The 16,540-nt window shown below is 62.9% G+C and carries 20 protein-coding genes and 1 tRNA gene; 12 read left to right on the top strand and 9 right to left on the bottom strand.

All coding sequences use genetic code 11. The features are described 5' to 3' along the window. Window positions 1-121 precede the first annotated feature (121 nt). Window positions 122-1,189 (bottom strand): NAD(P)/FAD-dependent oxidoreductase, encoded by a 1,068-nt coding sequence (locus FJT57_RS00785; protein ID WP_144900910.1) that lies wholly within the window; start codon window positions 1,187-1,189, stop codon window positions 122-124. Between the two features lie 134 nt (window positions 1,190-1,323). On the opposite strand from FJT57_RS00785, the gene FJT57_RS00780 reads away from it, so the two are divergent. Next, on the top strand, window positions 1,324-1,611 hold the full coding sequence (locus FJT57_RS00780; RefSeq protein WP_144900909.1) for a DUF357 domain-containing protein: 288 nt from the start codon (window positions 1,324-1,326) through the stop codon (window positions 1,609-1,611). A gap of 42 nt (window positions 1,612-1,653) precedes the next feature. Here FJT57_RS00780 and cysS read toward each other — a convergent pair whose 3' ends face one another. Then, window positions 1,654-3,144 carry a cysteine--tRNA ligase gene (cysS, locus tag FJT57_RS00775; protein WP_144900908.1) on the bottom strand — a complete coding sequence of 497 codons (1,491 nt, stop codon included), beginning with the start codon at window positions 3,142-3,144 and terminating at the stop codon, window positions 1,654-1,656. A gap of 76 nt (window positions 3,145-3,220) precedes the next feature. Then, window positions 3,221-3,760, bottom strand: a complete 540-nt coding sequence (locus FJT57_RS00770) for a DUF7523 family protein (RefSeq protein WP_144900907.1) — start codon at window positions 3,758-3,760, stop codon at window positions 3,221-3,223. 116 nt (window positions 3,761-3,876) lie between these two features. Here FJT57_RS00770 and FJT57_RS00765 point away from each other — a divergent pair, with 116 nt between their 5' ends. Together FJT57_RS00765 and FJT57_RS00760 are read left to right on the top strand one after the other, a co-directional pair. After that, window positions 3,877-4,824 carry a CbiX/SirB N-terminal domain-containing protein gene (locus FJT57_RS00765; RefSeq protein WP_144900906.1) on the top strand — a complete coding sequence of 316 codons (948 nt, stop codon included), beginning with the start codon at window positions 3,877-3,879 and terminating at the stop codon, window positions 4,822-4,824. Beyond that, window positions 4,817-5,950 carry a DR2241 family protein gene (locus FJT57_RS00760; RefSeq protein WP_203229061.1) on the top strand — a complete coding sequence of 378 codons (1,134 nt, stop codon included), beginning with the start codon at window positions 4,817-4,819 and terminating at the stop codon, window positions 5,948-5,950. Before FJT57_RS00765 ends, FJT57_RS00760 begins: the two co-directional genes overlap by 8 nt. A 12-nt stretch (window positions 5,951-5,962) precedes the next feature. Here FJT57_RS00760 and FJT57_RS00755 read toward each other — a convergent pair whose 3' ends face one another. Continuing rightward, window positions 5,963-6,193 (bottom strand): DUF7508 domain-containing protein, encoded by a 231-nt coding sequence (locus tag FJT57_RS00755; protein ID WP_144900905.1) that lies wholly within the window; start codon window positions 6,191-6,193, stop codon window positions 5,963-5,965. Next, on the bottom strand, window positions 6,193-6,678 hold the full coding sequence (locus tag FJT57_RS00750) for a DUF5796 family protein (RefSeq protein ID WP_144900904.1): 486 nt from the start codon (window positions 6,676-6,678) through the stop codon (window positions 6,193-6,195). Before FJT57_RS00750 ends, FJT57_RS00755 begins: the two co-directional genes overlap by 1 nt. 127 nt (window positions 6,679-6,805) lie before the next feature. Between FJT57_RS00750 and FJT57_RS00745 the strand changes: the two genes are divergently transcribed. From FJT57_RS00745 to FJT57_RS00705, 9 genes are all read left to right on the top strand, one after another. Further along, window positions 6,806-7,327 carry a MaoC/PaaZ C-terminal domain-containing protein gene (locus FJT57_RS00745; protein WP_144900903.1) on the top strand — a complete coding sequence of 174 codons (522 nt, stop codon included), beginning with the start codon at window positions 6,806-6,808 and terminating at the stop codon, window positions 7,325-7,327. A 59-nt stretch (window positions 7,328-7,386) separates the two neighbouring features. Beyond that, on the top strand, window positions 7,387-8,241 hold the full coding sequence (locus tag FJT57_RS00740) for a shikimate kinase (RefSeq protein WP_144900902.1): 855 nt from the start codon (window positions 7,387-7,389) through the stop codon (window positions 8,239-8,241). Beyond that, window positions 8,238-8,552 (top strand): chorismate mutase, encoded by a 315-nt coding sequence (locus FJT57_RS00735; protein ID WP_144900901.1) that lies wholly within the window; start codon window positions 8,238-8,240, stop codon window positions 8,550-8,552. Before FJT57_RS00740 ends, FJT57_RS00735 begins: the two co-directional genes overlap by 4 nt. Window positions 8,553-8,755: 203 nt before the next feature. Next, window positions 8,756-10,192, top strand: coding sequence for a hypothetical protein (locus FJT57_RS00730; protein WP_144900900.1), 1,437 nt, complete (start codon window positions 8,756-8,758; stop codon window positions 10,190-10,192). 364 nt (window positions 10,193-10,556) lie between these two features. Beyond that, window positions 10,557-10,631: transfer RNA gene (locus FJT57_RS00725), tRNA-Arg, on the top strand. A gap of 174 nt (window positions 10,632-10,805) precedes the next feature. Next, window positions 10,806-11,075, top strand: coding sequence for a DUF7563 family protein (locus tag FJT57_RS17410; protein WP_144900899.1), 270 nt, complete (start codon window positions 10,806-10,808; stop codon window positions 11,073-11,075). Window positions 11,076-11,115: 40 nt separating this feature from the next. Further along, entirely contained in the window at window positions 11,116-11,637 is a 522-nt protein-coding gene (locus FJT57_RS00715; RefSeq protein WP_144900898.1) for a hypothetical protein, read from the top strand. Continuing rightward, window positions 11,634-12,254 (top strand): DUF488 family protein, N3 subclade, encoded by a 621-nt coding sequence (locus FJT57_RS00710; RefSeq protein ID WP_144900897.1) that lies wholly within the window; start codon window positions 11,634-11,636, stop codon window positions 12,252-12,254. The genes FJT57_RS00715 and FJT57_RS00710 overlap by 4 nt, the downstream gene beginning before the upstream one ends. Continuing rightward, complete coding sequence (locus FJT57_RS00705; protein ID WP_144900896.1) at window positions 12,251-14,008, top strand: DUF7845 domain-containing protein; 1,758 nt, start codon at window positions 12,251-12,253, stop codon at window positions 14,006-14,008. The genes FJT57_RS00710 and FJT57_RS00705 overlap by 4 nt, the downstream gene beginning before the upstream one ends. Window positions 14,009-14,297: 289 nt before the next feature. Here FJT57_RS00705 and FJT57_RS17340 read toward each other — a convergent pair whose 3' ends face one another. From FJT57_RS17340 to FJT57_RS00685, 4 genes are all read right to left on the bottom strand, one after another. After that, the gene (locus FJT57_RS17340; RefSeq protein ID WP_144900895.1) at window positions 14,298-14,588 is read right to left on the bottom strand and encodes a DUF7508 domain-containing protein; all 291 of its coding nucleotides are present in this window, start codon (window positions 14,586-14,588) and stop codon (window positions 14,298-14,300) included. Between the two features lie 253 nt (window positions 14,589-14,841). Then, window positions 14,842-15,477: a DUF2306 domain-containing protein gene (locus FJT57_RS00695; RefSeq protein WP_144902455.1), complete on the bottom strand. Its 636-nt coding sequence runs from the start codon at window positions 15,475-15,477 to the stop codon at window positions 14,842-14,844. 12 nt (window positions 15,478-15,489) lie between these two features. Further along, a complete protein-coding gene (locus FJT57_RS00690; RefSeq protein ID WP_238993869.1) occupies window positions 15,490-16,029 on the bottom strand; it encodes a hypothetical protein in 540 nt (179 codons plus the stop codon). 191 nt (window positions 16,030-16,220) lie between these two features. Then, window positions 16,221-16,538, bottom strand: coding sequence for a hypothetical protein (locus FJT57_RS00685; RefSeq protein WP_144900894.1), 318 nt, complete (start codon window positions 16,536-16,538; stop codon window positions 16,221-16,223). Between the last annotated feature and the right edge of the window lie 2 nt (window positions 16,539-16,540).

Here is a 16,540-nt window from a genome sequence, read left to right as displayed (position 1 = left end):
TCGCCGCGCGGAGCGCGGCGTTCACCGCGAGGCTCGCAAAGCGAACCGAGCGGGGAGTTTTTCCCTCTAGGTTTTTGCGCGGAGGGGTCCCGCGGACCCCTCCGCAGTAAAAAGGTAGGTTCTAGTCGTCGCTCTCGGCGGCAGCGACCTCGCTCGTCGCGGCGGCCTTCTGTTCGCGCTTCAGCTCTTCGAGGTAGTCGTCGGCGTCGAGCGCGGCCATCACGCCCATCCCCCCGGCCGTCGCCGCCTGTTGGTAGTGAGAGTCGACGACGTCGCCCGCGCCGAAGATGCCGGGGACGTCCGTCGCGGTCTGGTTACCGCCGGAGCCGCCCTGTGCGATCAGGTAGTTTTCGTCATCGAGTTCGACGCCCGTGCCTTCGAGGTACGACGTGTTCGGCGTGTGACCGATCGCGTAGAACACCGCGCCGACGTCGAAGTCGAACTCCTCGGTCTCGGGGTCGTCGAGCTTCGCGGTCGGGTGGCCTTCGGGGTGGCTGACGAGCGTGACGTGGTCGACGCCGTCCGCTTTGCTCCCGTGGAGTTCTGTCACCTCCGTGTTCCGCATAATCTCGATTTCGTCCGCCTCTACTTTCTCCATCACGCGGTCGATCCAGTAGTCCTCCGCGCGGAACTCCTCGCGGCGGTGGACGAGATATACTTTCGAGGCGAACTTGGTGAGGAAGTTCGCCTCCTCCATCGCGGCGTCGCCGCCGCCGATGACCATAATCTTCTCGTCGCGGAAGAACGCGCCGTCGCAGGTCGCACACGTCGAGAGACCGTAGCCCATCAGATCGTCTTCGCCGGGGATACCGAGGGTGCGGGCGGAGGCACCCGAGGCGGCGATGATCGCGTCGGCGGTGTAGACGTCGCCGTTCTTGAGTCGGACCGTGAACGGTCGGTCGTCGGCGTCGACGGACTCGATGATGCCGTTTTTGATCTCCGCACCGAAGCGCTGGGCTTGCTTCTTCATGTTCTGGACGAGTTCGGGGCCGGAAATGCCCTCGGGGAACCCCGGGTAGTTGTCGACCTCGGTGGTGAGAGTGAGCTGTCCGCCGGGCTCGTCGCCCTCGAAGACCAGCGGTTCGTTGTTCGACCGACCGGCGTAGATTGCGGCGGAGAGTCCCGCGATTCCGGACCCGGACACGATCAGCGGTCGATGTTCGACGGCGTCGTCGGCGTTGTCTGTCATATCCGTTCTTTCGTCGGACCGATCCTTTTAGGTTCCGCTGTCGTGCGAGGGTGCCGCCATACTGTATTGCTGTATATTCACAATACTGATCTGATCCGGGTGTATTCTTACCGCCGGAGCGACGAGAAGAGCGTATGCCCGCGGATCTGATCGAGAAGACCGACCGCTACGAGGGGATGTTCGCCGACGCGCTCGCGGAGGCAGAGATCGCAGTTCCGGCGTCGACCCCGCTGGGGGACGCCGCCGCGGAAATCCGAGAAATGGCGCTGTCGTACCTCGAAGACGGCCGTCACTTCCGCGAGACCGACGACCCCGTCAACGCGCTCGCGGCCTTTTCGTACGGGTACGGATGGCTCGACGCTGGTGTTCGGATGGGATTGTTCGAGATTCCGGACGAGACGCACCTGTTCACGATGACGTAGCGGTCCGACGAGTGATCGTTGGCGGAAAGCCCAGTCGACGCGCTACTCGAAGCGGAACGACGGGCCGTCGCCGCCGTCGTGGACTTCCACGCCGAGCGCCGCGAGGTCGTCTCTGAGGTCGTCCGCGCGCTCGTAGTTGCCCGCCTCGCGCTCGGCTTCTCTGAGCTCTAAGACTAATTCGACGAGTTCCTCGGCGAGCGCGACGGTTCCTCCCTCCTCGCCGTCCCGCCCGAACGAGAGCCCGAACACGTCGCCGCCGAGGTCCTCGAACGTCTCGACCGTCTCTCGAAGCGCCCAGAAGTCGTATTCATCGCGCTCGTCGATGTGACGGTTACTCGCGCTCGCGAGTTCGAGCAGCGCCGAGATCGCCTCGCGCACGTTGAAGTCGTCGTTCATTCCCTCGCGGAACGCCGCTCGGGACTCCGCCAGCGACTCGCGGAACCGCTCGTCTTCGACTTTCGCGTAGGCGTGGGTGCTGTCGCAGGCGTCGACCGCGGCTTCGTAGGCGCGTTCGAGGCGCTCCCAGCGTTCCTCGGCCTCGCGCATCTCGGTCTCGCCGAACGTCTGTTCGCTGCGGTAGGCGGTGGAGAGATAGAACGTCCGGACGACGTCGACGCCGTACTCTTCCAGCGCCCCGTCGACGGTGAGAAAGTTACCGAGGCTGGAGGACATCTTGTCTCCCCCCGTCTGCAACAAACCGACGTGGAGCCAGTAGCGCGCGAACTGCTGACCGGTCGCGGCCTCGCTCTGGGCGATCTCGTTCTCGTGGTGCGGGAAGACGAGGTCGCGGCCGCCGACGTGGATGTCGATCGTCTCGTCGAGGTGTGTCATCGACATCGCCGAGCACTCCACGTGCCAGCCCGGGCGGCCCTCACCCCACGGCGACTCCCACGTCTGTCCGCAGGGATCGTCGATCGACGGGAGGTCGGCGTGGCGGTGCTCAGCGATGTCGTCGGGATCGACGGCACCCGCCTTCCAGAGCGCGAAGTCCGCCGGGTGGCGCTTCTCCGAGCGTTCGTCTTCGACGCCCTGTGATTCGATCTCGTCGAGGCGCTGGTTCGAGAGCTTTCCGTAGTCCTCGAACGAGGTCACGTCGAAGTAGACGGATCCGTTCGACTCGTAGGCGTAGCCCCGGTCGACGAGCGTCTCCACGAGGTCGATGATATCGGGGACGTGTTCGGAGACGCGGGGGTACACCTCAGCGCGAAGCAGGTTCAGTCCGCGCATATCGCGAATCACGTGCGAGGTGAAGTGCTCGGCCACGTCGTCTTCGGTCTCGCCGAACTCGTCCTCCCCAATCCGGGCGACGATCTTCTCGTTGACGTCCGTGAAGTTCTCGACGTGTCGGACGTCGTAGCCCTCGTGCGCCAGCCAGCGGTGCATCACGTCCGCCTGCGCCCACAGGCGCGCGTGCCCGAGGTGCGCGTCGTCCGAGACCGTGAGCCCACAGACGTACAGCAGGACTTCGTCGTCGTTCCGCGGCTCGAACTCCTCGCGTTCGCCCGTCAGGGTGTTGGTCACGGACAGCGTCATCGGACGAGAATACTCGCGTGGTCGTTGTTAAATCGTCGGAACGGAGCCGGGACGTTCCTCACGCCGCTCGCGCCGCTCACGTCGCGGGCACGGATTCGAGCGCCGACTCGACGTGTCGGAGCGCGTTCGCGCCGTCCCGGCGCGGGACGACCACCACGAGTTGGTCGCCCGCGACACCCGCGGCGTCGACCAGGACGTTCTCCGCGGCGAGCCGTTCGACGACGGACGCGAGCGCCTTCGAGTCGACGTCGCCGTCGACGACGATCGCGGTCAGGCTCCCGTCGCTCGTGACGATCGACGCGTTGCCGACGGTGAGCAGCGCGTCGACGTCGTCGGATGCGGAGTCACCCACGTTCGGGTCCGATTCGTCGCCGTCGACGTCGACGCCCGCGAGGCCGACGCCGCTCCGCATTCGGACGGTGACGTCTCGGTCGGTCGTCTCCAGTTCGGTCAGGTCGTCGGCGAAGCGCCGCAGCGCGGTCGCGACGGAGTCGGCGTCGCCGTCGACGTCCAGGGACTCCGCGGCGGCCGCGTAGTTCACGACGCCAGCGCGGAGCGCGCTGAGGAGCCACGGGCGGGCGCGAACGGCGGCCCGCGTGTCGGCGGCCAGTGACATATCACCCGGCACGCGGGAGAGGGAGAAAAATCCGCGGGTCATTTATCCCCACAACTCGCCGGGCGCTCACCCGCGGGGCCGAAGTCCCTAAGGGCGTTCCGTCCTCCTCTCCAGGTATGCAAGCGCTGGTCATCGTGGCGCACGGGTCGCATCTCAACCCCGACTCGTCGGCCCCGACGCACGCCCACGCGGACACCATCCGCTCGACGGGCGCGTTCGACGAAGTGAAGACGGGATTCTGGAAGGAAGAGCCCTCCCTCAGGGAGGTCCTCCGGACCGTCGAGTCCGAGGAGGTATTCGTGATCCCGCTGTTCGTCAGCGAGGGCTACTTCACCGAACAGGTGATCCCGCGCGAACTCCGCTTGGACGGCTGGGACGTCTCGGCGTGGGACTCCGACGGCTTGAGCGCGGACACGGCGACGTTAGTCGCGGAAGACACCGGCCAAACGGTCCACTACTGCGGACCCGTCGGCACGCACGAGGCGATGACTGACGTGCTGGTCCGCCGCGCGGAGACGGTGACGGGCGACCCCGAGGTGGGAGACGGATTCGGGCTCGCGGTCGTCGGCCACGGGACCGAGCGCAACGAAAACTCTGCAAAGGCGATCGAGTACCACGCCGAGCGCGTCCGAGCGATGGACCGGTTCGAGGAAGTCCAGGCGCTCTATATGGACGAAGAGCCCGAAGTCGACGACGTCACGGAGTACTTCGAGAGCGAGGACGTCGTCGTCGTGCCGCTCTTCATCGCGGACGGCTTCCACACGCAGGAGGATATCCCGGAGGATATGGGACTCACAGACGACTACCGGACGGGCTACGACGTCCCCAGCGAGGTCGACGGCCACCGCATCTGGTACGCCGGAGCCGTCGGCACTGAGGGGTTGATGGCCGACGTGATCCTCGAACGCGCCGCCGACGCCGGTGCCGACATCGAATCGGCCATCGCGACGGTGCGCGAGGCGACCCGCAAGACGGAGGCGGACGGGGAGCCGGGGAAAACCGACACAGACAGAGAACCGCGAGAGACCGACACGGACGGAGAGACGCAGGCGGCGGGTGACTGACGTGCAGGCGACAGCTGTCGACGTCAGAGACGAGCAAGTCGATGCGCTCTTGAAACGGCTCGGCTCGAACGACGGTCCGATCGAGTTCGACGGGTTGTCCGCCGCCACCGACGCGGACGGATACGCGCTCTCGACACCGGAGAGCGGGGACCATCGCGGACTCTCCGAGGCCGAGTTCCGAGCAGCAGCAACCGAGGACGGCGTCGCGCCGTACGTCACCAACTGGCACTACTGGGAGGAGACCGTCGGCCACCGCGGTCGGCACCGGCGCGCCTTCCTCCGCCGCGCCGAGGCGGCGGACGAGCGGTCGGTTCCGGCGCGTTACGTCGACCTGGATTCGGGGATGGAGACCGAGTGGGGTGAGGTCGTCGTGACCGCGACGCTCGGTGAGAACGGGGACCGGCGCTATGAGATCCGCCACGCCGACGACGTCGGCGCCGCGGAGGATGAACTCGACGGCTACGACGACCCGCTCGACGCGAGGCAGATAGCGACGGACGACGACCGCGGGCGGTACCGGCCCCTCAAGAGTGCGCCGACCCTGATCTCCGGGTGGATCTTCGAGAACCTCGGCGGTCGCGACGCGGTCGAGACGCTCGACGTGCTCTACCCCGCCTCCGTCGCCAACTGGAACCTCGAACGCGAGGACGAACTCGACGTGACTCACTGGCGCGAGACTGCCGAGCGGCAGACGGGGATCTACGACATCATCGAGGACCTCCCGCGAGAGGCGGTCGAGTGGGTCGCCGAGGCGTGCTGCGTCGATTCGCAGTGTCTCAAGCGCCGCGAGTGGCAGTACGACGAGGGCGACGACCTCGCCGCCGACAACGGCGCGGGCGCGTTCCCCTGCCGGGAACCCTGCTCGCTCGTCGTCGCCGCCGCGCGCAAGTGGACGAAACTGGAAGAAGAGGAGACGCACACCTACGAGTTCGAGCTGACACCCTCCGAGAAGGAACAGGTCGAGGCGATCGTCGACGCCGTCGCGGACGGCCGAATCGACGAAATCCGCGAGGCCGACGTCTACGAGGGCGCGAACCGCTACCGGACGCGGTTCCTGCGCGCGAAGCGGTTCGACGAGGACGGAAGTCTCTCGGGGACGCCGACGGATCCGACCGACGAGAACTGACGCTCCCGAATCCTACCGCTCGTCGAGCAACGTCTCGGCGTGCTCCAACGACTGCGCTCGTTGCCACCGGACCTGTTCCGCGTCGCCGTAGGCCAACTCCTCGCGGAGTTCGTCCGGGAGAAAGCCCGCCGCGGCCTCGACAACGGTTCCCGAACCGTCACCGAATTCGACGATTCCGTACGCCTCCGGTGCGGATCCGACCGTTTTGCGAGTCAGCGGTTCCCACCCTTTTCTGAGCGCCATCACTCGCCGTCGGTGTTCTCAGCGGCGTCGGCTGGGTCGTCGGCAGCGCTCTCTTCGACTTTCTGCACGAACTCGTAGGACTGTTCGCTCCAGTCGTCCTCGACGAAGACGAACACCCGGCCGCGCGCGATTTCGGGATCGGCTTCGATCTCGGTCCGCATCCCGCCGGGACGGCGGACCGTGACGCCCGGGAAGATCTCCTCAGCGTCGCCGTCGTCGAGAATCACTCGACCGACGCCCGTCGATTCGAGGATGTCGTCGTGGGTCTTGAGATCGTTGACGTACAGCATCACGCCCTCCGTCTCCGTGGGATCGGTCACGAGGACGTGCGTCTCCTTCTTCGGGGGCGTGGTGAGCGTGTCGGTGACCGGTTCAGGAACGCCCCGGTAGACGGTCTTCCGGCCGTCGGAGTACTCGACCTCGACGCCGTAATCGAGGAGTTCGACGCCGACGGTGCTCGGCGGGACGTCGTTGCGCGCGCTCATATGTCGAGACACGAGCGGCCGACTCAAAAGGAACGCGATGGCGACGCCCGCTGCGAATGGCCTTCGTTCCGTCGAGGCGACCGCGGCGAGCGCAGGCGTTTTCACCGCGCTCATCGACGACTACGCTATGACGAATGCAGATCCGCCGGACTCGGACGCAACGCCGATTTCCCCGCCCGACGAGCCGCTGACGTACGACGATCTCTCGGTCGGTGACCGCTTCGAGGCGGATCAGACAGTGGCGTTCACCCGCGAGGAGATCGTCGACTTCGCGACGGCGTACGACCCGCAGCCGTTCCACCTCGGCGACGAGGCCGACGACGCATCGCCCTTCGAGGGTCTCGTCGCGAGCGGCCTGCACAGCTACTGCGCCTGCAACCGGCTCGCGACGGCGGCGTTCTTCGCCCGCGTCGCGTTCCTCGGCGGCCGCGGCGTCGACGATCTTAGGTGGTTCCGACCGGTCGAACCCGGCGACACCCTCTCCGTCGACGTCGAGGTCGTCGCAATGCGTCCCTCGGATTCCGACCCGCGGCGCGGCTACGTCGACGTCGACGTGACGGGACGCGATCCGGCGGGAGAACCGGTCGTTTCCTGGCGCGTGCTGGGGCTGATTCGACGCGGCGATGCCGACGCCGACGCGGCCGAGTGAGGCCGTCGTTCACAACGAACAATCGCTACACCTTTCCCTTCGGTCGACAGTCAGCGAGTATGTACGGCCGTGCAGTCGCCTTGGGGGCGGGCACCGTGCTGAACGCCCTCTCGACGGGCGTCGGGTCCGCGTTCGCGATCGACGCCGAGACGACGGCGACCGTCGAACTCGACGACTCCGAGACCGTCACCGGTACCGTCGCCGAAGACGGAGACGCCGACACCCGTCTCATCGAGCGGTGCGTCGAACTTGCGATCGAGGCGTACGGCGACGGTGACGCGACGTACGGCGGGAGCGTCCGAACCGAGAGCGCCGTCCCGATGGCCGCGGGGTTGAAAAGTTCGAGCGCAGCGGCCAACGCGACCGTGTTGGCGACGGCCGACGCGCTCGGCGCCGACCCCGAGCAGCTGGAAGCGTGCCGCCTCGGCGTCGAAGCCGCTCACGACGTCGGCGTGACCGTCACCGGCGCGTTCGACGACGCGTCGGCGTCGATGCTCGGCGGCGTGACCGTCACCGACAACGACACCGATGAGCTCCTCGCCCGCGAGGAGGTCGAGTGGGACGTGCTGGTCTGGACGCCCACCGAGCGCGCTTACAGCGCCGACGCCGACGTCGAGCGCTGCGCGAACGTCGCGTCGATGGCGGAGCTCGTCGCGGACCTGGCGCTCGACGGGCGCTACGCCGAGGCGATGACCGTGAACGGCTTGGCCTTTTCGGCCGCGCTCGGGTTTTCGGCGGAACCGGCGATCGAGGCGATGCCGCACGTCGCTGGGGTGTCGCTGTCGGGCACCGGTCCGAGCGTCGTGGCCGTCGGCGACGACGAAGGGCTCGACGCGGTGCAGAAGCGCTGGGACGAACGAAGCGGTCGAACGTGGCGAACGACGACCAGAACGGACGGAGCACGCATTCTATGAGTCAAGACACACCCGAATCGGACATTGACGCCGAGGCCGACGCGGCCTCACTGGACGAACTGCGCGAGGAGATCGAAGAGATCGACCGAGATATCGTCGAACTGATCGCTCGACGGACGTACGTGGCCGATTCTGTCGCACAGGTGAAAGACGACCGCGGACTGCCGACGACGGACGAGGGGCAAGAAGAACGCGTGATGGAACGCGCAGGGCGCAACGCGGAGAACTTCGATGTCGATTCGAATCTCGTGAAAGCGGTGTTTCGCCTGCTCATCGAATTGAACAAGGTCGAACAGCGCGAGAGCCGCTGATATCGCTGTTCTCTCCCGTTGTAGGCTATCAATTGTATGTCCGGCGGCTGTCGTTCAATCCGAACGTGAAGCCGACTGAGTTCCTCCAACGGGATCGATTCCTCTCAATAGCGGTAGTCATTAGCCGCGATGTATACATTTGAGTCCCGAGTTTGTTAGAATCCGAAGGAAACGACTTTAGGTCGTTCTGATATGATTTGGTCATGAACAGACCGGGGTATACTCGTCGCCGCCTTATCCAGCTAGGCGCTCTCGGTCTTAGCACAGGCATCGCCGGCTGTAGCGATAAAGACCCCGGGAGTAGCGCCGGAGAGGACTACGAAGACCCGCCCGAAAACGACACCGAACCCGACGGCGATACCAACGACACGCCCACCGCCGCTCTCAGCTTCAACGCCCCGAATAGGGACTACACGCTCTATCGCCTGCCCCTTGCCGAAGGTCGCCCAGACCCGGACGATATGTCCGTTGACCACCCCGATAACACGCTGTTCACCATCGAAGTTCACGGTGAGCAGATGGCAACGGCCACCCTCGAACAGACGCAGGTAGAACGAGACCTCGAACTCCGCCTCTACGTTCGTGACACCTACGGCAACTTTAAGTCTACTACCCAGACGCTCGAATCGAGCGGAGGCAACACGTTCGAAACACACGAAATCGAGTTCGATATTTCCAACATCAATCTCCCACGAGGTGCAGGCAGTATCTGTGAACTCGTCGCCGTAGACGCCACCTTCAACGAAGACTACGAATTCATCATCAAACGCCACCAGTTCGTCGGCGTCGGCCACAAGAACGGCGTCAACTGGGTGAACAGCGAGTATCTCAACCACACCTATCACACAGAACCCGACGGATTCCGCAAGCACGACAACCCCCGAGGAATCGGAGGCATCGGCGGCGGAAGCGAAACCTCCGAACCCGCCGGATACGTTGAAACCCGCGATGGGGACAACGAACGCACCGTCTTCCTCGTCACCCGGACGAATTATAACGGCGAAATCTTCGGCGTCTCCAGCCACATCAAACACGAACCCATCAACCGCTACCAGAATGGAAGCCACCGGTATCAGTACCGCTACGGCCAGCAGTACGAAGCCCACCACGCAACCGAAATCAGCCACTTCCAAGAACTCGCCACCAAAACCCACACCGCCATCGCTGACATCGGCGTCAAGGGTTCGAACAACCGCCTTGAAGTCCTCGGGGACATGATTCAGATGATTCCGTACCTCCGACAGGGAACTGACCCGATGCCCAGCGTCATCCTGTACGAACACTACGGAGACTGCTCATCCAAGTCCGTCCTCATGGCATGCATCCTTCAGAACGACCCGTGGAGTATGATGCCCGCATACATCGACTGTGAAATCAGCGGCGTTGGTCACTGGACGATTGGCCTCGACGTAGATGACCTTGGAAGCGGATTCGATAGGGACTCCGCATTCCTCGTCGAACCCTCCGACGACATGAAGAACAGTGGGTTCCCCAATACGAGCTATGCATTCTTCGACATGACCTACGACTCCACCATCGGACACCGCACCTCCGGCGTCGAAAACAGCTTCATCTACGACGAAGGAGACTTCACTCACAGGAACAACCGTTACGCAGAAAACGACTCCCCCGACTACTGAGCCCGCTCCGCAACATCCCCCTCCTCTAAGTCATCCTCCCCCGCCTGCAAGTACGACTGCATCGACCGCCCAGTAGGATTTATTTATATGCGCCGTTGCCTCAGGGCCTAAGTTGGCGTATTCCGGGGTTTCATGACGTGGATCTCTGTATTTTCCATTCGAATGTATAGTGGATTTTAGCTACCTGAACAAGGTAGAGCAACGAGAGAATCGCTGAATCTCTACTACTACTGATTGATGGCTATTCGTGCGTCTACGACCCCGTTGTCGGCTGGTTTTGACGACGTGTTTCGTCGGATTCTCGGCCAAGACGGCGTGGCAAATCCGTGGGTTTAAACCGACCCACGCGATTATTCCGAAGTGAGGGCGCTTAGCTCAGTTTGGACAGAGTGCTTGGCTTCGGACCAAGTTGTCGCGGGTTCAAATCCTGCAGCGCCCATGGCCTAACAAGGCGATTCTTCCCTAATGCTATTCTGGCCTTAGAGGACTCTATAGGCTTGTTATCTGGTTTTGAGGAATCTGATATTTTCCTCTCAGAGCCGATCAAATGTTGTGACAATCCGCGGGTCCGCGCTGTCCGGCGGTCGGTTTCGCAAACCCGAGGTGAGATCCGATGATGGATCTCTCGGGGTGGTCACCTGGAGATAGATCCCACTGCCACAACTGTGGCGCACACGTCAGCCGCGACTTCGCGCGGACCTTCGGCGACGAGGACGGCCACGTTCACCGCTGTCTCGCGTGTGACAGCCGCGCCCGTCTACAGAAGGGATCCGGCGCTGGTCAGCACGTCAGATACCCCGATCCCGCCGAGCAGCAGGGACGCAATCACGGCCCGCGTGTGCGCGCTTCTGAGGCCGTTATCATAGGAGGTGACGACGGGTGACTCCCAACGGAACCGGCCGCTCCTATGGAGGTGATCCACGTTGAGCACCGAGGTCTCACCGCGGGTCGCCCGAGCGAAAGAGATCGGCGTCGACGTCGAGTTCCGAGTCGTCGACGCACTCGGCCCCGTTCGCGTCGCCGACGATTCCGACGCCTACTACGACGCGGTCACCACCAGCGTCCTCGCTCCCGACACCGTCGCCGGTGATCTCCCGATCCGGTTCGGCGTCCCGCTCCTCGAGGTCGGCACCGAGATCGAGACGAAGAGCGCGAAGCGCCGGACGTCCAACGGCGGCGATCAAACGATCGCGGGACGGTGGCTGTTCAAAGGTCGCGACGACGGACAGCACGCAAAGCTCCTCGAGGCGAGTGCCTACTACGCGCTGTCGGTCTACGACGACGTCGACGGAGACCGCGAGCTCTTGGCCGTCGCCGTGGTCCCCGCGTCGATCGTCGACGAGCTCCTCCGTGATCGCTGGTACTCGATCGACCGCTCGGAGGGAACGCTCGCTCGGCTCTCCTGGACGCACGTCTTCGACCGCCTCGGGGGTGACGGTCGGTGATCCGAACGACGTACTTCTCGGCGCTGGCGAACGGCTACGACGAGCCCGCTCCCGAGTCGAAGGTACTCGCGGTCGTCCGTCGCGATCTTCCCGATTGGGCGGAGGAGCTCGTCGACCGTCACGTCCCGACGCTCGCGCCGCCGGACGATCTCCTGGACTCCTACAAGAAAGTCGAGGAGGCCGCCGACCGAGACGGTCACGAGGAACCTCGTCGCGTCGCGTGGAAGAGTGTCGACTTCGAGGCTCGGTTTCACGAGTATCTCGAGAAGGGTCCGACGCAACAAGTTCTCGAAGCGGTCGAACAGGAAGCCGCACAGCGCGCCGTGTGGCTCGTCTGCTGGGAAGCGTCCGATCGGTGGTGTCACCGTCGACTCCTCCGACAACGGCTACAGGACGCCCGCACCGTGACGTTCTCGACCGACGTCTCACTCCCACCGAAGGAGAACGAGTATCCGGGCCATCGCGTCGACGAGGTCGCGTGTGATCCCGGCGAACACGAGCTCGTCGACGGACCAGCGCCGTACACGAAGGTCTGCGTGAACTGCGGGTACGGTCTCGGTACGCTCGTCGACGTCCTCGGTCACGATCCCCGACGGTCAGGTAGTGAGATCCGATGACTACGGGGGAGTTCGTCGAGCCGCAATCTCACGAGGCCGATATTCACTTTGTTTTCGACGAGGACGGGTTAGATCCCTACTACGCGCTCAACTCGGTGATCCGCGTTCAGTACGACGACTGGAAAACCGAGGGAAAGCCGACCGAGACGATGGATTTCTTAGGCCAGAGTTGGGCGCTCGCCGCGGACTACGATCAACAACCGGTCGATCCGTGGGACCACGAGAGTTACCGAATGGAGTCGGTCCCGCTCTTCCGGATCTACTTCGTCGCGAAGGACGGACTGTACGACGGAGAACCAGCGCAAAAGTCTAAGCGCGTTCGTGGAGGGACGATGACGATTCGGCCTCGGTGGCCCGGGATGACGAAGGACGGCAAGAAGATTCAGGGAGTACCCGACCTCGGAAAGCCGTACATCGACGTTCAGGTACAAGCGTCGAACATCGAACACTCGCGATATCTCGAGCTCGTGAAAACGGCAATGGCCGCGTTCGGTGTCTCGTATCGGTATTTCGAGAAGCCGCACGAGATGAGCAACGTCATCGACCTCGCCCGCTACGTTCGCGTGCACCGCTCGAAGTCGAGCCCGCTGCACGCCGCGGATGGTCCGATCGCCCGCACCCACGCGGTGCTCGAGGCCGGTCAGCAGGGATACCGGAAGCACGTCGAAGACCACACGAAGATTCCGGGCTACTTCGTGACCACGACCGTCGACGACGAGCGGGCCCGGGACATCATTCCCGGCCACCAGCTCGGCAAGGAGATCAAACACTACTACCCCGAGGATCCCTCGTCGTTCGAACCCGGCGACGCGCTGTATCACCCGAAGCTCGAAGTCTCCTATCAGACGAAGCGAACGGACGAAACGCTTCGATGGAGTGAGCTTGACCAAGCGGTTCGAGAGCTCGATACGACGCTCTACAACTATCTCGACTGGGCGGACCTTCCCGTTCGAGCGGACGGCGACGTATTCGTTACAGACGAGTATTTCTCTGCCACGTCGGAGTCGCACCGATCGGTGAAGCTCGTTGAATGTCCGTTGCCCGACGTCGAGGACGAACAAGAGCACGTCGTGATGCGTCTCTGGGGAAACACGCTCGAATCGGACCGGGATCTTATTGACTCACTCATATCCGACGGTGGTCGTCCCACGCGGGACGAGCTCGCCGATCGGACGGGCTACTCGTATCGCACGGTTCGCCGGTTCGTGAACCGCTGTGAGGACGTCGTTCGCGATGCCTACGACGGGCTGAGCATCGACTCGAAGCACAAAGAGCAGATGCTCCTCAAGCGGGTTCGGACTGCGGAATCACAGTTCCGCGAGAGCGTCGAGCACGCGGTGATGAACGCCGCGGACGCCGTGGAGGACCGGGCGCGCTCGAAGTGGTCTGAGGTCAAGCAACGTTACAACGTGAGCATCAGCGAGGGGAAGGTGAAACAGACGCTCGAAGTCGGGTACCGTCCCGAAGATCGCGAGGATCTGGCCGAGGTTATTCGGTCGATTCGGCTCGCCGCTCGCGAGCGGTACCGTTCGATCCGTCGGTTCGCCCTGGAGGTGACGACGATCGACGGGGAACGCCGTCGAATCACGAACCTCGATTCGTGGCGACCGTCAGCGGCGAAGACGACGCGAGAAGTGAGTAAGCCCGACTGGGTGGAGGACGCCGAGCAGCTCGCTCAAGAACGACACGGCCGCCCGCTGGATGAGCTCTGTGACGCCCGACGTCGGAGGGTGATCGACGACGTCACCGAGTAGAGCGGTCCCTCGTGAGAGGCATCACTATCCTGTACCCCTGATTACGGCGCTCGCGCGACAATTTTCCCGGGTTCGACCCTAGTTTTGCTGTGACCGTGACCGCGATCGCGACGACGAGGAGAGCTCTCGGTCGCGGACGATCGGCCGGGGGGAGGCCGATCGTCCGTTAGAACGTGTGGCTAAGGCCACGAGTCCAAAAGACTCCGCACGCCCTCGGACGGACCACCGCCCCTGCGGCTGCGCAAAAATTCGAACCCTTCAGTTGAAACAGTGCGTTACTGAGGTTCAACTAAGGACGTCTGTCATTCCATCTGGGAGACGACCCAGTCTTCTCGACGTGTTGATCATAGTGCTTCCTCTCCTTTTTTTGCGGGCTCGTTAGAAATCCGACCGTCTGGTAACGGTAATAATTCGGATTTCGCTCGTTAAGATGAGTCAGTAATCTATTCTTCAGATCTTTTGAACTACCAATATATACCGTTTCGCCGAAAGATCTCAATTCGTAGATCCCCTTTTTGTTCGGTGCATTTGATTGGATGTGATTCGTTGTCGCTTTACTCCAGTTCTTACTTATTGGCATATTTGGATTCCTTGCGATCAGGTATTGAATAATGATATGGCAATGAAAAATAAAGTATCGTAACCGGGGTGAAAGTGAAATACCCCTGCGGCTGCGCAAAAATTCGACCCTCTATTTGAAACGCAGTAATGGGTGTAATACAACGGTTCTTCTACTCGTTTTCCGCTCCGTCGATTCGCTCAGTACAGACGAAAGCTGTATCAGTTAGTGCAGCGGATGCACGAATCGATTTGACCGGCGATTTGAATGTGGGTTAGTACCGCCTGACGAGGAGTGTGATGAGCGGTGTACCGATGACCGTTGGCCATAACCAGCGGGCAACTGGTGGAAGAAAGACGAAATTCACGGACGAGAACGCAGTGACCGTCGCAATGTACCCCGCCCCCATCCGGGAAAGATGTTCGTACAGCCACGCCCGCGATTCGGGCTGGCCGTCTCGAAACAGGCCAACATCACGGACGCCAAATCCCACGCTGATGCCACCGAAGACTGCCATCACCGTACCGAAGGACTCTCCCTCCAAGAGTCGTAGGCCTCCGAGTGCGAGAAGGCCGATGCCGACGGCAACGAGTGTGATGGCCGCGCCCCAATCGAGACCAGTTGGTGTGTCAGCTGGTCGCTTCCGCGAGAGGACACGGTAGCCCGAGAACACGAAGTAGAAACTAAACACGGCGACAAGCGCAAGAAACTGCCGTGTCGGCGTGGCATCGTAGACGAAGAGGGCGAGGGCAGATGCCGCCACGAACGCCATCGAATAGACGTATGCGCGACCGAAGCGTCGATGCGTGAGACCGCCTTTCTTCGTGAGAAACGCCCCCGCACCACCGAACAACGCGACGAACCCCGCCACGATGTGGAGACTGAGCGTCAGTGAGTCGAGGGTTTCGATGGCTGTCACGAGTTACTCCCTCGCCAACAGGGCGTACCCGACGGTCACCGGGAGCGCGTAGACGATGTGGCCGCCGACACTCCATACCTTCTCCGGCATCGTCAAGTCGGGGAATACTGGCGCGTGCGGATACCCGACGGCTTGGAGCCACAGAGGCATCAGCAGGACAGAAAGCAGTGCGGTGGTCACGACGCCGACGAGAACGGCCAATCCGAGTGCGCCACGAACCGTCGTTGCGAGTGATCGGATGGGCGACCACTGGACGGCTGCAATAACGAGGACTGCAAGGGCAACCCCGTGGAACTGATGAATGGCCCACCCAAGCAGGAGGTTCGGACCAGCTAAGCCGTACATATTCGGGAGTGCAAGCGCAATGAGCGGTTCTGGATTACCGTACTGCATCATTAGCCCAAGGGGGATACTGCCGACGAACCCGGTGAGAATGGCAGCGATCCATTGCTTCGGCGGAACGCCTCGAATACGTGATGTAAAGCCATCCCTCCGTGATGGTGGCTCTTCGTCCTCCGTACGCGAGGATGAATGGGTAGACATCTACGTCACTAATCGTATATCTTATATAAATCTATGTGGGACGCTAGCTGTGCTCCGTTCTAGCCAGCGTTCTAACCCCACCGTCGATACGCATAGCTACTGAACAGGCAATTCACTTCAGACAGTCCTCAAATCAACCAGCTTGTGAATCATCCTATGACCACTCGGAAGCGCAGTGAGAACGACGTCGGTTAGAACAGTATCTCCACGACCCACCGGAACACGCGGCGCGCGGGCTCGGTTCCGCGCTCGATCGCGACCGAAGCGCCTTCGCGTACGTGCTCCATAGCCACACCCGGGTTTGGGTCCGCCCATCCGAGCGCGAGTACGAGCGCGAGCACGACCAGGCTCGCCACCGAGTACGCGATCGCGGCCGCGCTCATCGTCGCCGCGCGCGAGCCGATCCGTTTCGCCCGCCACAGATAGAACGCCACGAGAACCAGCGAGGCGGCCCCGATAGCGCTCCCCCGGAGCCCGAGGATACGAAGGGCCTCGATGATCGCGGACATCC

The sequence above is a fragment of the Halobellus captivus genome (assembly GCF_007655485.1).
Classification (GTDB): domain Archaea; phylum Halobacteriota; class Halobacteria; order Halobacteriales; family Haloferacaceae; genus Haloquadratum; species Haloquadratum captivum.
This window is presented reverse-complemented; position numbering and strand designations above follow the sequence as displayed.

Excerpts from the sequence above, each read along its gene's own strand:
- FJT57_RS00785 (WP_144900910.1), bottom strand. The coding sequence starts at position 1,189 with ATGACAGACAACGCCGACGACGCCGTCGAACATCGACCGCTGATCGTG.
- FJT57_RS00780 (WP_144900909.1), top strand. The coding sequence starts at position 1,324 with ATGCCCGCGGATCTGATCGAGAAGACCGACCGCTACGAGGGGATGTTC.
- cysS (WP_144900908.1), bottom strand. The coding sequence starts at position 3,144 with ATGACGCTGTCCGTGACCAACACCCTGACGGGCGAACGCGAGGAGTTC.
- FJT57_RS00770 (WP_144900907.1), bottom strand. The coding sequence starts at position 3,760 with ATGTCACTGGCCGCCGACACGCGGGCCGCCGTTCGCGCCCGCCCGTGG.
- FJT57_RS00765 (WP_144900906.1), top strand. The coding sequence starts at position 3,877 with ATGCAAGCGCTGGTCATCGTGGCGCACGGGTCGCATCTCAACCCCGAC.
- FJT57_RS00755 (WP_144900905.1), bottom strand. The coding sequence starts at position 6,193 with ATGGCGCTCAGAAAAGGGTGGGAACCGCTGACTCGCAAAACGGTCGGA.
- FJT57_RS00750 (WP_144900904.1), bottom strand. The coding sequence starts at position 6,678 with ATGAGCGCGCGCAACGACGTCCCGCCGAGCACCGTCGGCGTCGAACTC.
- FJT57_RS00745 (WP_144900903.1), top strand. The coding sequence starts at position 6,806 with ATGACGAATGCAGATCCGCCGGACTCGGACGCAACGCCGATTTCCCCG.
- FJT57_RS00740 (WP_144900902.1), top strand. The coding sequence starts at position 7,387 with ATGTACGGCCGTGCAGTCGCCTTGGGGGCGGGCACCGTGCTGAACGCC.
- FJT57_RS00735 (WP_144900901.1), top strand. The coding sequence starts at position 8,238 with ATGAGTCAAGACACACCCGAATCGGACATTGACGCCGAGGCCGACGCG.
- FJT57_RS00730 (WP_144900900.1), top strand. The coding sequence starts at position 8,756 with ATGAACAGACCGGGGTATACTCGTCGCCGCCTTATCCAGCTAGGCGCT.
- FJT57_RS17410 (WP_144900899.1), top strand. The coding sequence starts at position 10,806 with ATGATGGATCTCTCGGGGTGGTCACCTGGAGATAGATCCCACTGCCAC.
- FJT57_RS00705 (WP_144900896.1), top strand. The coding sequence starts at position 12,251 with ATGACTACGGGGGAGTTCGTCGAGCCGCAATCTCACGAGGCCGATATT.
- FJT57_RS17340 (WP_144900895.1), bottom strand. The coding sequence starts at position 14,588 with ATGCCAATAAGTAAGAACTGGAGTAAAGCGACAACGAATCACATCCAA.
- FJT57_RS00690 (WP_238993869.1), bottom strand. The coding sequence starts at position 16,029 with ATGTCTACCCATTCATCCTCGCGTACGGAGGACGAAGAGCCACCATCA.
- FJT57_RS00685 (WP_144900894.1), bottom strand. The coding sequence starts at position 16,538 with ATGTCCGCGATCATCGAGGCCCTTCGTATCCTCGGGCTCCGGGGGAGC.